Here is a 14,212-nt window from a genome sequence, read left to right on the forward strand (position 1 = left end):
AGGCATATTTGTGTGATTGAAGGAAATATATCCTTTCTAAAAAGTAATTTTCCTAGTGTATATACTAGTTTAGATAATAATCTAATAAATAAAAATTCAGAATACCATCTTATTGAAACTCGATCAGGTCTATCGACGATTCAAGCTGAAATAAATGGAAATCCCCAATTAGTCCATAGTAAATATGATCCAAGAAAAGAGGCTGAAAAATTTATTGAGCAATTTGCTGATAGCGTGAAGAACTATGAGCATGTGCTATTTTATGGGATAGGACTTGGTTATCATATTGAGGAATTCATGAAAAAACATCCTGAATATCATTTTTCAATGTATGAACCGAACCATGAAATATTTACATTATATTTGCATGAAAAAAATATTACTCAATTACCTATCCATAGGCTAAAAAATATTTTCATAGAGACATCAGATGAAGCAGGAAAAGGATTTTTAGAGAGCATCACTCATAATATTCAAGAGCGGATATTACTAGTTGTATTACCAAGTTACAGGAAAATATTCGAAGAACAGTTTCTGCGATTCTCTGAAAATTTTAAGGTTGCGGTTGGATCAAAGAGACAATCGTATTATATAGATAATTTATTTAGTGCCCGTTGGACTTTGAATAGTGTGCTAAACTTTTCGAAGACTATTCAATCGCCAAATATATTAAGTGATGAGTATAAGCAACATTTTAAAGATAAACCTTTGATTATTGTTTCAGCTGGACCTTCTTTGGAAGAGGAATATGAAAATTTAAGATATATTAAGACAAATAAGTTAGCTTATATTTTTGCAGTGGGCTCAGCCAACAAGGCTTTAATTGCTCAAAATATAATGCCAGATGCTGTTTGTACCTATGATCCGCAAGGTCATAATCATAAAGTTTTTTCTAGTATCATTGAGCAAGGTATTACGAATATTCCAATGATATACGGAACGAGTGTCGGGTATGAAACTTTAGACATATATCGTGGACCGAAGTTACATATGATTACCAGCCAAGACACTATAGCCCAATACTATTTAAAAAATTCAGATGATAGTAGTATTGATTATGTAGATGATTCACCTACAATAGCAGCAGTAACTTTTCAATTAGCAGCTAAATTGGGGTGTAATCCCATTGTATTTGCTGGGCAGAACTTAGCATTCAAAAATAATCAATTTTATTCGAAAGATGTTGAATATAGAAATACCGGACGTACTATATTCTTGAAGGAATCTGAAAAGAGTGAAGTTCTAACAGTTGAAGATGTATACGGAGATAGAGTCCAAACAAACTCATCGTTTAATAATATGCGTGAATTCATTGAATTCCAAATAAAACAATATGACAAAATCGAAGTGATAAACACGACAAAAGGCGGCGCAGCAATCGCAGGCACAAAGTTCGTGACACTTGAACAACTAATAAAAGAAAGATTTAGTTCACCTATAGTATTTGAAAATTGGTATTCTAGTACTCAAAACAAATATGATAGAAGTTACATATTAGAACGTTTAAAAAGAATGGAAAGATCAATTGATAGCTTCCGAAAGTTATATAAGGAAATTTTTCCTATTTTTGAAGAAATGGATAAAAATATATCTTTAGAAAAGGAAATGAAGTTATCAAAAAACATTCATAAATTCGATAAGTTAATGAAAAAGCTTATCATTAATGAAAGTTATATTTGTTACATTCAGCCAATTAATCGAAGTCAATTTCAAGCATTGACAATCAGGGCAGCAAATATTCGAAAGCAAACGAATGAAATTGATAAAGCAAAATATATCCTAGGTTCATTTTCTGAATACTTACAAGGGTGTAAACAGACTTTAGATCAGATTGCCGCATGTATTTATAAAGTTCATTTTGAAGTTGAAAGAACCATCAACGATAAAGTATTAAAATTTTATCAAAGTAATTGTGGTGGTTTTCATTACGTTGGTAACTGGAAGAGATTAAATTATACTGCTGGAAACTATGTTGGATATTCAATAATGAATCAGAATAATGAAAACCAATCACCATGTATAAGTTTTAGATTTACTGGAACAAAGTTAAGAATTATTGGTCGCCCTTTAAATAGCTTAAACGGGATTCAAGTGTTAATTGATGAAAAAGCTGAAAAATTAACAAATAAATCTAGTATAGATAGTAAGGGAGAATCAGTAATTTTTGAAAAACATGGGTTATCCGATAGTGAACATTTAGTCGTTATTAGAATAGTAGGTGATTCTTCTTTTCTATTCTTTGGGGTTGAGTTGGAAAATGGAGGTAGATTATTTCATGTATGCGAAGTAACTAGTATAGAGCAATTAGAGATTGGTAAGCGAATTCGCTGTCATTATGAGGCAAAGTTAAATGCAGTTGGAGAATTCAATAATCTAGGTAAAGGAACTAAAGGATATCTAAATCCTGTATTAGAACCATATCCAAATGGAGACTTTTATTTCATTATGGTGGATGAAATTAATGGAGTGAAAAAGTTAATAGCTGATCGGAATATTCAAAACTATATTAGCTTTAGTAACATATTAAAGAGTTTAAACAAAAATTTAAAAATTAATGATTTGGCAGGTTCTGACACAAGAATTCGTTTATTAGAAGTTAATGAGGCCCAAGATTTAGATGAATGGCTATTATATTTACATGACTCTAATTTAAATAATGTGGTTAACCCTAATGATGAAAAAGTATGGCACCATGAAAGAATTGTAAAAGGTGATCAAGGTTTGCATAGTTTTATTCAGTATACAAATGGTGCGGCAGGTGCGTATAGTAAGTACACGAACGAGAAAATGCAAATAAAAAGTGTAAATAAAATTATTAACGTCTCATCCGAAGAAGTGCATAGGCTATGGGGATTTAGACCAGTATTATTAATACAATAGAATAGCTTTATTTTATATCCATAATCTCTTTGTTGAATTATTAAATACGAGATCTGTAGGAAGATAGTCGATTATTTACTTTAAAATGTATATATCAGAAGTTCAGAAATTAAGCTTGAAAGGTACAGGACGAGACCTTGAAGAATTCATATACTAAAAAAACAGGGAGGAATAGAGAGAGTTGAATTCTAAAAGAGCATTAGTAGTTGGAGGAAGTAACGGTATAGGTCTATCAATTGTTAAACAATTATTAGAGCGGGATTATTCGCGCGTTTATATTATTGGACGTAGTTTACCGGATATATCTTTAGACGATAGAGTTGAGTTTATTCGTTTCAATTTATTGAACGATGATTATTCATTGTTCGATGAGATTAAGGATATTGATACATTAATTATTACAGCGGGTTTTGGACGTATAGCCCCTTTTGAGAATATTAATGAAAATGAAATAATTAATAGTTTTAAGGTGAATAGTATATCAGTACTAAGAATAATAAAAAAATACTTTCAGTTAATAAATAGCAATAAGGATTTCTACTGTGTTGTTATGGGTAGTATAGCCGGATTAGTATCTTCCCCACTTTTTTCCGTATACAGTGCTACTAAGGCAGCTTTAGGCAAGTTTATTGAAAGTACCAACATTGAACTAGGTCAGAATGGCTCATCTAATAGAATATTAAATGTTTCTCCAGGTTCAATTAAAGGTACAAAATTTAGTAATGGAGAAAATGATTATACGCTTACTAAAGACTTGGCAATTGAGATTCTAGATAAAATGAATAGACGTGAGGAACTATTTATTCCAGAATATCATAATATATATAAAGATGTTTTAAGACGATACCACGAAGATCCCCGTGAATTTGGAATAGACAGTTATAATTATAAACAAATCAGTGGTAGAGTTAATATAAAACCCCAGCTCAAAATTGGTTACTTAAGTGGTACCTTTGATTTATTTCATATTGGTCACTTAAATTTACTTCAAAAAGCCAAAGTTTATTGCGATTATTTAGTCGTAGGTATTCATAAGGATGCAACTCATAAAAATAAACAAGTATATGTACCTTTTGAAGAGCGTGTAGCTATTTTGGAAAATATTAAGTATGTTGATAAAGTAATCCAGGCAGACCCTGAAGATAGTGCAGTCTTTAATAAAGTAGGATATGATTACCTTTTTGTTGGAAGTGATTATAAAGGAACAGAACGTTTTAATAGATATGAAAAATATTTTAAAGATAAGGACGTAGAGATTATATATTTTCCTTATACCGAAGGCACTAGTAGTACAAAGCTTAGGGCAGTGGTAGATAGAGCTATTGATCAGAAGATAGAATGCGCTTTGACTTAAGTCTATTCACAATCTTTCATGCTTACCATACAGCCCAGAAATATATTAGCTAAGGAGTTAAGAAATCTATTAGGTTGTTTTTGTGCAGAAAAATCCAGGGTATGTTCTATGTTCCCTAAGCGACTATTTTGTAAGTATAGTCATTATTAAATTAAGAAACCGAAGGCTAGGAATATAATCTTTATTTTTAAAAATCTAGGGGAATAAAATAGGTGAAAGAAATGGAAAATCTCTTCATCAGTTAATTTTGTTATTACACCTAAAAATAAGTTTCTTTAGATAGCAATGAAGATAAAAAGAAAAGAGTGTAATTATGTCGAAAATTGGCTTTGTCTGTACGACAATTTTTCACCATATTCATTTTAAAAGCATTTACGAACAGTTTGAGCAAGAAGGGATATTTATTATAGTCCCCAATAAATTTAATGAAAATAGATATAAAAGGTTAGTAGAATACTTTGAAGTCAACCAAATTCCATTTTGCAGTGTTTATGATATTGTTGCTGAACAGGTCAAAATTGACACGATCATTGCACCTTACTGGTTTCCCTTTTTTCAGTTTATCCCCTCAAAGATAAAAAGAATTCGTTTGTTATATGGATATGCAAAAGATGCTTGGAATTATGCGGATTGGAATAAAGCGTTTGATTTGGCACTTGTTTATGGGGCATATGCTGAGGAAAGATTGAAAGATAAAGTGGATTGTGTATCAATAGGACATCCGCGTTTCTTTCCAGAAAACCTCCTTCAAATAAATACAGATATAAAGGATGTTAAAGGAAGATCATTAAAACAGTGGTATTCTTCGAGTAACGATAGTTTTTCAACAGTACTATATTGTCCAACTTGGGGGAATTTAACGTCAATTGAAATCTTTCAACAAGTAATAGAAAAAATAAACTTGAATAATAGAATTATTATTAAGTTACACCATAATAATGTGCTAAATGAAAAGTTAGACCTATCAGGTATATATGAAAATAATAATTTATTTGTTTGTGACGAAAAGGTTGATATATTTGATTTATTTCCAGCGGTTGATGTAGTCCTCAGTGATTATAGTGGAGCAATTTTTGACGCAATTTTGGCAAGAAAAAAAATTTTATTACTTGATGTAATTTCCTCAAATATTAGGGATACTGGTATAGAAAATTTACGTTTAATGAAAAACATTTCAAGTGTTGTTTATGATAATGAGAGTTATGAAAAGACTAATAGTGTAAGTCTCGATATAGCAATACGATCTTTTACACCACATATTTTTGATCTCTCTGAGTTGAATGATAAATTACAAGATGTAATCTATAGTGAAAATCAAACACCAGAAAAAATTATTAATCATCTATATAGATTTCAAGATGGACACACACCTGATCGAGCTAAATATGAGATTTTAAGAGTTAAAAGAGGCGAACTACAAGTTTATCGAAAACATGAGTATGACTTATTTGAAAATCGATTAGATCCTCAAATTACTAAGATGAAAAACCGGGATATTGTCATATGGGGAGCAGGAGAACTTGGCCACTTTGTATTTTATTGGCTATTTCAGAATAAATTAAAGCCTACAATGTTTGTAGATAGTGATATTAATAAGATAGGGGAAAAAGTCGAAGACATTTCAATATTTACTCCTAGTTGGATATCCGATATAGAAAAACCTTTTATTATTGTTGCAACATCATATGGGAATAAGGATGTATCTTTTAAATTAAAAGAAATGGGTTATGAAGAAAATTTAGATTATTTTTGCCCATTCTAAAATATATATTATTTAATAGCTATCTTTAAAACCTTGAATGTGGGAGAGTAATTAACATTATATCATGCAGTTGGAAAGTGAGAAATATAGCATGAAATTTAATAACTTGTGTAACGTTGATCTATGTCATTGGGGCCATATTCATTAATTAGAAAAGGCCTGTTTACTTGGAGATCATTTACTGTCGCATACCTATCACTCTTATAACATAGAAAGTATATATTTCAGATACATCATGGGTACAGATGATAACGGATATTAAAAATAGGATAATTGATATATTTGTAAAGGGATTGACTAGGAAGGTAAATTTGATTTCACAACATTCTATTATGAAGTCGTTTATTTACCAAGGACGGAAAGTATATCCACAACAAAAATTAAAGCTGATTTAAAAAGCTAGGGAGGAAGACTATGTGAAGAAAATAGGAGTAGCTTGTACAACAATTTTTCACTACGTCCATTTTAAATGGATTGCTAAAGAATTATCTTCCAATGGGTTTTCTGTAGTATATATTATTTACACTCCCCGCCATGTGAATGAACGGTTTGAAAGGTTAGAAAAATTTTTTCGGGATAATGGCATAAAATATTGTAGCTTTGAGGATTTATTTAATGGAAAAGCTTCTTATGATATAATCTTAGCCCCTTATTTCTTACCCGGGTTTCAACTTCTAAATCCTCATATAAAAAAAGTAAGAGGATTATATGGATATGCGAAGGATCGTTGGAATTATGCGGAATGGAATGAAGGATTTGATTTAGTATTAAGCTATGGTCGATATGCAGAACAGAGACTATCGAGATATGGTAGAGTCGTGAATATAGGGCATCCGAGAAAAAGGGCAGCGTATGCAGAACGATTAATAGATATCCACGGTAAGGTTTTTGAAAAAACAAATAAAAGTAAGCCGGTGCTTGTCTATTGTCCAACATGGGCGAACCTCTCTTCTCTCAATACATTCGCACAGTATATTGAAGATTTTAGGAATAAATTTAACATAATTGTAAAACTACATCATGGAAATGTTTTATCCGATCATGCTTCAACTTGGCAATCAATAATAAATACGAAAGAACTTTTTTTGTTTGATGAACAGACAGATCTTTTTGACTTATTATATCATGCTGATGCCGTATTAAGTGATCATAGCGGTGCGATATTCGATGCGATGCTTTTCCGTAAACCAATTATTCTAATCGATATCATAGATGAAAATATAAATAATACCGGGTTGGCCAATTTAAACAATATGCAAAATGTTGCACTGTATAATAGGGAAAAAAAGAGCTTTGAGGAATTAAGTCTTGATATTGCTGTCCGTCAAATATTACCACATGCCCAAAAATCCAAAGATTTAATTTTACTAATAAATAACACACTAGAAGCCAAGGGTATTCCATATGAAGAACTCTTGTCGGAACTTTATAGTTTTGAAGATAATCAAGCTCCAAAACGTGCAGTTCAGGCAATCAATGAATTGTTAGATCTACCAGTGGATAGGGAAAAAAAGAACGAAAGTTACTTTATTATTGATTCTAATAAAATTATTGAATTTATCGAGAAAAATAAACATGAACATGTCTCTATTTGGGGTGCTGGTGAAATGGGCCAGATTATTTATGCTTGGCTGAAGGGGCAAGGATATTCGATAGATCGGATATATGATGTAGACAATAATAAGCATGGTAAAGTCATCGATGAAATTATAATTGAATCTCCAAAAATAATAGGAAAAACAATTATTACAGTGGCTAGTCATCAACAAGAAATTATAAACACTTTAAAGAATAGTGGATTAAAAGAAGGATTCGATTACATAACAGTATTTCGAAGTGTGGATAGAAATGATAGTTAATAAATACAAAGCTTTCCGCTCTCGATATGTTGTTCAGAAAAGAAGACCCGAAGAATATCTTTTTAATAAATACTATGCCCATTTAATAGATCCCTTTTTTACAAAATTAGCATATGATTTAAATTTGAAACCAAATACCGTGACGGTCTTTTCAGGAATCCTAGGAATTTGTAGTGGAATTGCTTTTATATTTGGATATTACATCTTGGGTGGAATTCTTCTGCAACTACATCATTTAGTTGATGGTGCAGATGGTAATTTGGCCCGCTTAACAAATCAGTGTTCTGATTTTGGTGCAAAGTTAGACTCCTATACTGACCAGCTTGTTCGCGTGATAGTCTTGGTAGGGATTATATTTGCAGCGAATGCTCCGATTTGGGTAGACCTTTTATTAATTCTTACATTTCTTTTAGACATTTTAGTAGTACATCAATTTGTTTTACCTTTTATGAGAAAGAATGGGATTGTACGTTCTGCTTGGAAACAATGGTTTCTAAATAGAGGAGTTATTCCTGCCTTTGATATTTTTACTATATATTTTATTATATCGGTTTTTGCTGTTATTCAGAGAATAGATATCCTTATTTATGTACTTATCGTGCTAAAGAACATTGATTGGATGTATCGAGTTTGGGAATGTGTAAAAACAACCATTCTATTAAAAAGAAAAGCTATATAGATTAGAAAGTTATTAATAAAGGGTTCTATCATACATGCCATATTCATCTTTAAAAAAAATACTAGAATAATGGCTCATAATGAATTTAAAGAACAATAAAACTTTAAGTCTGGTGAAGTATGAAAGGTAATTTTGAAGGCTATATATTTGATCTTGATGACACATTATATTGTGAACATGACTATGTTAAATCTGGTTTTTTGGCTGTAGCAAATGAAATAACGAAATCTTATAAAGAAATAGATGAAAATATTATTCATAAAATGCTTATAGAGGAATGGAAAAAAAACGGGCGTGGGAAAATATTCAATGAGGTCTGCGGAAGGTTAAAAATTGATTTGGATATTTTTAAATTAGTTTCTACTTATCGTTCGCATAGACCACAAATCTCCCTATATGAGGATGCAAGACAGTTGTTAGAGGCTTTAAGAGGTAAAAATGTCAAATTGGGTATGATTACCGACGGGGATTCGAAAATGCAATGGAATAAGATTAAGTCATTAGGTCTGGAAAGGTTATTCGATTGTATAGTTGTCACAGGGGATTTAGGTACTTCACATTGGAAACCGAGTGATACGCCTTATCGGAAAGTGACCCAATGTTTGAATTTATCACATGGTCAATGCGTCTATATTGGTGATAATCCTAACAAAGACTTTATAACGGCTCGTAAACTTGGAATGGGTACAATTCGTATTGTAAGATCAGTCGGTGATCATATGAAAACAAAACTTTCAAATGAATATGAGGCAGATAGAGAAATTAACTCGTTAAAACAACTACTTTGAAACTAGAATCATAAAGGTTTAAATAACTGATCATAGAAGGATCAAATTCGTATATAAATAATTTTCCGATACAATGAGGTCGAAATGAAGAGAAATAATAAGAATATTTTAGTAACGAGTATCTCTAAGAAAGTACCTTTACTTAAAGCGGTGAAACAAGCAATACATAAGTTTAATCCAGCACAATCCCTATATGGAGCAGACATAGAAAATGATGTAATTGGCAGGTTTTTTGTAGATGAATTCTGGGAAATGCCTAAATTAAACGAAATAAGCATAGACGATTTTATTTATTATTGTACTTCTAATAATATTTCTTATGTGATTCCAACAAGGGACGGAGAACTTAAGTTTTTTTCACAAAATAAGAACAAATTAGTTGAACACGGCATTTATACCATGGTTTCTCAAATACAGGCTGTAGAAGCATGCTTGGATAAACTTTGTTTTTTCAAAACTCTTATTAAGTACAGTTTCCCAGTAATACCAACATATCAAACAGTAGATGAATTATCTTCGCATACCCAAGTTGTAGTTAAAGAACGATTTGGTGCAGGTTCAAAGTCAATTGGGATAAACCTATCTATTAAGGATGCCATAGAACACTCTGAATTACTTAATTTCCCAATCTTTCAACCCATGATTGAGGGAATAGAAGTAAGTGTAGATTTATATTTAGATAAGTGGGGGAAAACAAAAGGTGTAATTAGTAGAACAAGAGATAAAGTTGTTAACGGCGAATCTCAAATGACTAAAACAAAGTGTATCCCCGAATTAGAAAAAACATGCTCTGATGTTGCAGAAAAGCTTAAACTATATGGGCATGTGATTTTTCAAGTAATCGTAGACAGGCAAAATAAGTTTCACATTATAGAATGTAATTGCCGATTTGGCGGAGCTTCGACGTTAAGCTTAGCTGCTGGGTTAGATAGTTTTTATTGGTTTTTATTAGAATCAAAAGGAAATGATCTTGCAAATTTTCCTTTTGAAAGAAATACAAAGGAATTATCATTAGTGCGCTACCCTCAAGATTACATTTATTGATAAATTTGCGAAATATATTCCCGAAGTTAACTAAAAGGTTGTGTGAAAATGAAAACAATCGCCATCATCCAAGCCAGAATGGGCTCATCACGTTTGCCAGGAAAAATATTAAAGCCACTGGGCAACTATGATGTTCTTACATATGTTGTGGAACGATGCAAAAAAATGAATGGTGTTAGTGAAGTGATTGTTGCAACTTCTACACTTCCACAAGATGACATGGTGGAAGTTTGGTGCAAAAATAAAGGGGTTTCGTATTTTAGAGGGTCTGAAGCGGATGTTCTTGACCGTTATGCACAGGCTGCTACAAAATATACTCCGGATTACGTCATGAGGGTTACTGCGGATTGTCCATTTGTAGATTATGAGCTTGCTGCACAAATGGTAGAGACGATGAAGGAAGATCCGGCTGATTTTATGAGTATTGATGGAGTGCTGCCGAGAGGATTAGCTGTTGAATTATTCTCATACAAATCATTAGAATATATTCATAAGAACGGCAAGGAACCTCGGCATCGGGAGCACGTTACATATTATGCTTATGAGCATAGAAATGAGTTCTCTTGGACGTCTATTAAAGCAAACGATGCCATTCAAAAGCCTAAATTTCGGATTACTTTAGATACTGCAGAGGATTATGAGTTATGTAAGCGTATAGCTGAACATTTTGAAGATCATCCGTTTGTAACGGCGGAAGAGGTTGTTAATTATTTGAAAGATCATCCTGCCATTGCCCAAATTAATGCCCATATTGAGCAAAAGCCGGTAGTTTAATATGAATATCATAATTCGAGCTGATGCTTCTATTGATATTGGCACTGGACATATTATGCGTTGCCTTACCTTGGCCAATTTTTTAAAAGAAAAAGGCGCTGAGGTTAAGTTTATATGCACTGAAGTACAAGGGGATTTAGTAAATCATATTAGGCATGGAGGTTATGAAGTTTATACATTTCCGGAGTGCCGCGATATCTTATCAGATGCAGAGAATACAATCAATATTCTCCAAGATCTGAAAGTTGATTTATTAATTGTTGATCATTATCAAATCGATTCTGTATGGGAAAGGATATTGAAAGAGTCTTTTGGTCATATGAAAATCATGGTGATTGATGATCTAGCCAATAGGCAACATCATTGTGATTTGCTTCTGGATCAAAATTACTTTAAGGATTTTGAGAATAGATATGATCATCTAGTTTCGAAAGAATGTACGAAGCTTCTTGGACCGAGAAAAATTTTGCTTCGGCCGGAGTTTTATCATGTCAGTAAAAAAGAAGACAATAATCACTCGATTCAAGATATTTTAGTTTTTTATGGTGGATCAGATCCAACAAATGAAACATTAAAAGTGCTTGATGCTCTTGATGCGATCGATTTATCGAGCATTACGATTCATGTAGTTGTAGGATCGTCGAATAGCAATAAAGAACGAATTAAAAATATATGTGCTGATAAAAATATTAATTTTTACGTTCAAATCAATTATCTTGCACAGTTGATGGCTAAAGCTGATCTCTCTTTAGGAGCTGGTGGAGTGACGATGTGGGAACGTTGCTTCCTTGGATTACCGTCGATTGTTACAGTAGTGGCTGACAACCAAAAGGAATCAACAGAAGCCGCAGCCGATTACGGTGCCGTTTGGAATCTAGGCTGGCATGAAAGTGTAAATGTGTCTGATCTTGTCGATATAATTGAAAGAGCAATAGAACATCCTGAAGAGCTTAAGGATATGTCTATTAAAGCAAAACAGTTAATGCAGTCAGAGTTTCAAAATGAAACTCATCCTGTTGTAGACGTAATCTTGGAGGTTTTATCATGACAAACACGATAAATATAGCAGGCCGATTAATTGGGACGAATCAAAAGCCTTTTATAATTGCAGAAATGTCGGGAAACCATAATCAATCATTGGAGAAGGCATTACAAATTGTAGAGGCAGCTGCTGAAGCTGGTGTAGATGCTCTTAAACTGCAAACTTATACTGCAGACACAATGACTTTAGATATAAATGAAGGGGAATTTTTTATTGATAACCCCGATAGCTTATGGAAGGGCCAATCGTTATACCATCTATATCAAGAAGCTTATACTCCTTGGGAATGGCATGAACCGATTTTTAAAAGATGCCGAGAATTGGGCTTGATCCCCTTTAGCTCTCCTTTTGACGAGACAGCTGTTGATTTTTTAGAAGAACTTGAAGTTCCTTGCTATAAGATCGCGTCTTTTGAAAATACAGATATTCCACTTATTGAAAAGGCGGCTGCTACCGGAAAACCTTTGATTATTTCTACTGGTATGGCGACTGTAGCCGAATTGGATGAAACAGTGAGGGCAGCAAGAGATGCGGGTTGTAAGGATATCATTCTTTTAAAATGTACAAGCACATACCCTGCTTCACCGGAAAATTCCAATCTTTTAACGATTCCTCATATGAAGGAAATGTTTCAATGTGAAGTCGGTTTATCCGATCACACAATGGGTACAGGGGTTGGCGTTGCGAGTGTCGTTTTAGGTGCAACAGTAATTGAGAAGCATTTCACCACTTCAAGAGCAGCTGGTGGCACAGATGCGGCTTTCTCTATGGAGCCTGATGAGATGAAAGCTCTCGTCGTTGAGACGGAAAGGGCTTGGAAAAGTCTCGGCCAAATTAGTTTTGGACCAACAAAAGCGGAGGTTCCGTCCTTAAAGGATCGTCGATCATTATATGTTGTTAAAGATACTATGGCTGGAGAAACTTTGACAAAAGAAAATATTAGAGCTATACGACCTGGTTTTGGTCTAGCTCCTAAGCATTATAAAAAGGTGCTAGGAAAAATGGCTAAAACAGATATCAAGAAAGGTACCCCGTTATCGTGGGATTTACTATAGGGTGAGATCGAATGAATATACTACTTACTGGTGGAGCGGGTTTTATTGGTCGTGCAGTTGCCAAAAGACTGCTCGCTGATGGGCATAAGGTTTGGGCATTAGATGATTTGTCGAATGGCAGAGAAGAGAATATAGAAGAGTTCAGACAAGATTTGCAGGATTTTATCTTAGGTGATATAAAAAATGAAGAACTGCTAGAAAATCTTTTTAATGAAATAAAATTTGATATTTGCTATCACTTAGGTGCATCGATTAATGTACAAGATTCGATTGATGATCCTAGAACGACATTTAATAATGACACCGTTGGAACGTTCTATATTCTTGAACAATGCCGTAAGCACAATGTAAAAGTGGTCTTTATGAGTACATGCATGGTTTATGACCGTTGCTTGGACGAGAACGGAATAACTGAGGAGCATCCAATCAAACCTGCTTCTCCATATGCAGGATCAAAGATTGCCGCTGAAAATATGGTTTTATCCTATTATCATGCTTACGGGCTTCCTACTGTCGTTATTCGCCCGTTTAATACATATGGTCCGTTCCAAAAAACGGGAGGAGAAGGTGGCGTCGTCGCCATTTTCATCAAGAAAAAGCTTGCTGGTGAAACTTTGAGTATTTACGGAGATGGAACGCAAACAAGGGATCTTCTGTATGTGGATGATTGTGCAGACTTTGTCGTACAGGCGGGTTATTCGGATCGGGTAAACGGTGAAATTGTTAATGCCGGGCTAGGCAGGGATATTTCTGTCAATGACTTAGCCATGTTGGTTGTAGAGGATTCTTCTAGAATTGAACATGTGGAACATATTCATCCGCAAAGTGAAATTCAAAAACTCTTATGTAACTTTGTAAAGGCTAAGAGACTTCTAGACTGGGAGCCTAAAGTGAGCTTAGAAGAGGGAATAAGAAGAACAGAGGAATGGATTAAAACGAGTCACCTTATTTAAAAGGTGGCTTTTTTTGGAGGGA

At 33.4% G+C, this 14,212-nt stretch carries 11 protein-coding genes and 1 pseudogene; all 12 read left to right on the top strand.

Annotation, left to right across the window (positions count from 1 at the left end; all coding sequences use genetic code 11):
- Positions 1 to 12 precede the first annotated feature (12 nt).
- The 12 genes and pseudogenes from BGM26_RS19890 (at position 13) to BGM26_RS19940 (ending at position 14,190) form a co-directional block, all read left to right on the top strand.
- Complete coding sequence (locus tag BGM26_RS19890; protein WP_217042011.1) at positions 13 to 2,880, top strand: 6-hydroxymethylpterin diphosphokinase MptE-like protein; 2,868 nt, start codon at positions 13 to 15, stop codon at positions 2,878 to 2,880.
- 181 nt (positions 2,881 to 3,061) lie between these two features.
- Positions 3,062 to 4,234, top strand: coding sequence for an SDR family NAD(P)-dependent oxidoreductase (locus tag BGM26_RS19895; RefSeq protein WP_217042012.1), 1,173 nt, complete (start codon positions 3,062 to 3,064; stop codon positions 4,232 to 4,234).
- 313 nt (positions 4,235 to 4,547) lie between these two features.
- The gene (locus BGM26_RS19900; RefSeq protein ID WP_217042013.1) at positions 4,548 to 5,996 is read left to right on the top strand and encodes a CDP-glycerol glycerophosphotransferase family protein; all 1,449 of its coding nucleotides are present in this window, start codon (positions 4,548 to 4,550) and stop codon (positions 5,994 to 5,996) included.
- A gap of 91 nt (positions 5,997 to 6,087) precedes the next feature.
- Positions 6,088 to 6,399, top strand: a pseudogene (locus BGM26_RS21610) (nucleotidyl transferase family protein).
- Positions 6,400 to 6,412: 13 nt separating this feature from the next.
- Positions 6,413 to 7,855, top strand: coding sequence for a CDP-glycerol glycerophosphotransferase family protein (locus BGM26_RS19905; protein WP_217042014.1), 1,443 nt, complete (start codon positions 6,413 to 6,415; stop codon positions 7,853 to 7,855).
- Positions 7,845 to 8,534 carry a CDP-alcohol phosphatidyltransferase family protein gene (locus BGM26_RS19910; RefSeq protein ID WP_217042015.1) on the top strand — a complete coding sequence of 230 codons (690 nt, stop codon included), beginning with the start codon at positions 7,845 to 7,847 and terminating at the stop codon, positions 8,532 to 8,534. The genes BGM26_RS19905 and BGM26_RS19910 overlap by 11 nt, the downstream gene beginning before the upstream one ends.
- A gap of 119 nt (positions 8,535 to 8,653) precedes the next feature.
- Positions 8,654 to 9,322 carry an HAD family hydrolase gene (locus BGM26_RS19915; RefSeq protein WP_217042016.1) on the top strand — a complete coding sequence of 223 codons (669 nt, stop codon included), beginning with the start codon at positions 8,654 to 8,656 and terminating at the stop codon, positions 9,320 to 9,322.
- An 84-nt stretch (positions 9,323 to 9,406) separates the two neighbouring features.
- The gene (locus BGM26_RS19920) at positions 9,407 to 10,366 is read left to right on the top strand and encodes an ATP-grasp domain-containing protein (protein WP_217042017.1); all 960 of its coding nucleotides are present in this window, start codon (positions 9,407 to 9,409) and stop codon (positions 10,364 to 10,366) included.
- 48 nt (positions 10,367 to 10,414) lie between these two features.
- Entirely contained in the window at positions 10,415 to 11,140 is a 726-nt protein-coding gene (locus tag BGM26_RS19925; RefSeq protein WP_217042018.1) for a cytidylyltransferase domain-containing protein, read from the top strand.
- 1 nt (position 11,141) lies between these two features.
- Entirely contained in the window at positions 11,142 to 12,188 is a 1,047-nt protein-coding gene (gene pseG / locus BGM26_RS19930; RefSeq protein WP_217042019.1) for a UDP-2,4-diacetamido-2,4,6-trideoxy-beta-L-altropyranose hydrolase, read from the top strand.
- A complete protein-coding gene (pseI, locus tag BGM26_RS19935; RefSeq protein ID WP_217042020.1) occupies positions 12,185 to 13,237 on the top strand; it encodes a pseudaminic acid synthase in 1,053 nt (350 codons plus the stop codon). Before pseG ends, pseI begins: the two co-directional genes overlap by 4 nt.
- 11 nt (positions 13,238 to 13,248) lie before the next feature.
- The gene (locus BGM26_RS19940; RefSeq protein ID WP_217042021.1) at positions 13,249 to 14,190 is read left to right on the top strand and encodes an SDR family NAD(P)-dependent oxidoreductase; all 942 of its coding nucleotides are present in this window, start codon (positions 13,249 to 13,251) and stop codon (positions 14,188 to 14,190) included.
- Positions 14,191 to 14,212 lie beyond the last annotated feature (22 nt).

This window comes from Bacillus sp. FJAT-29790 (assembly GCF_019039215.1).
Lineage (GTDB): Bacteria > Bacillota > Bacilli > Bacillales > Cytobacillaceae > Cytobacillus.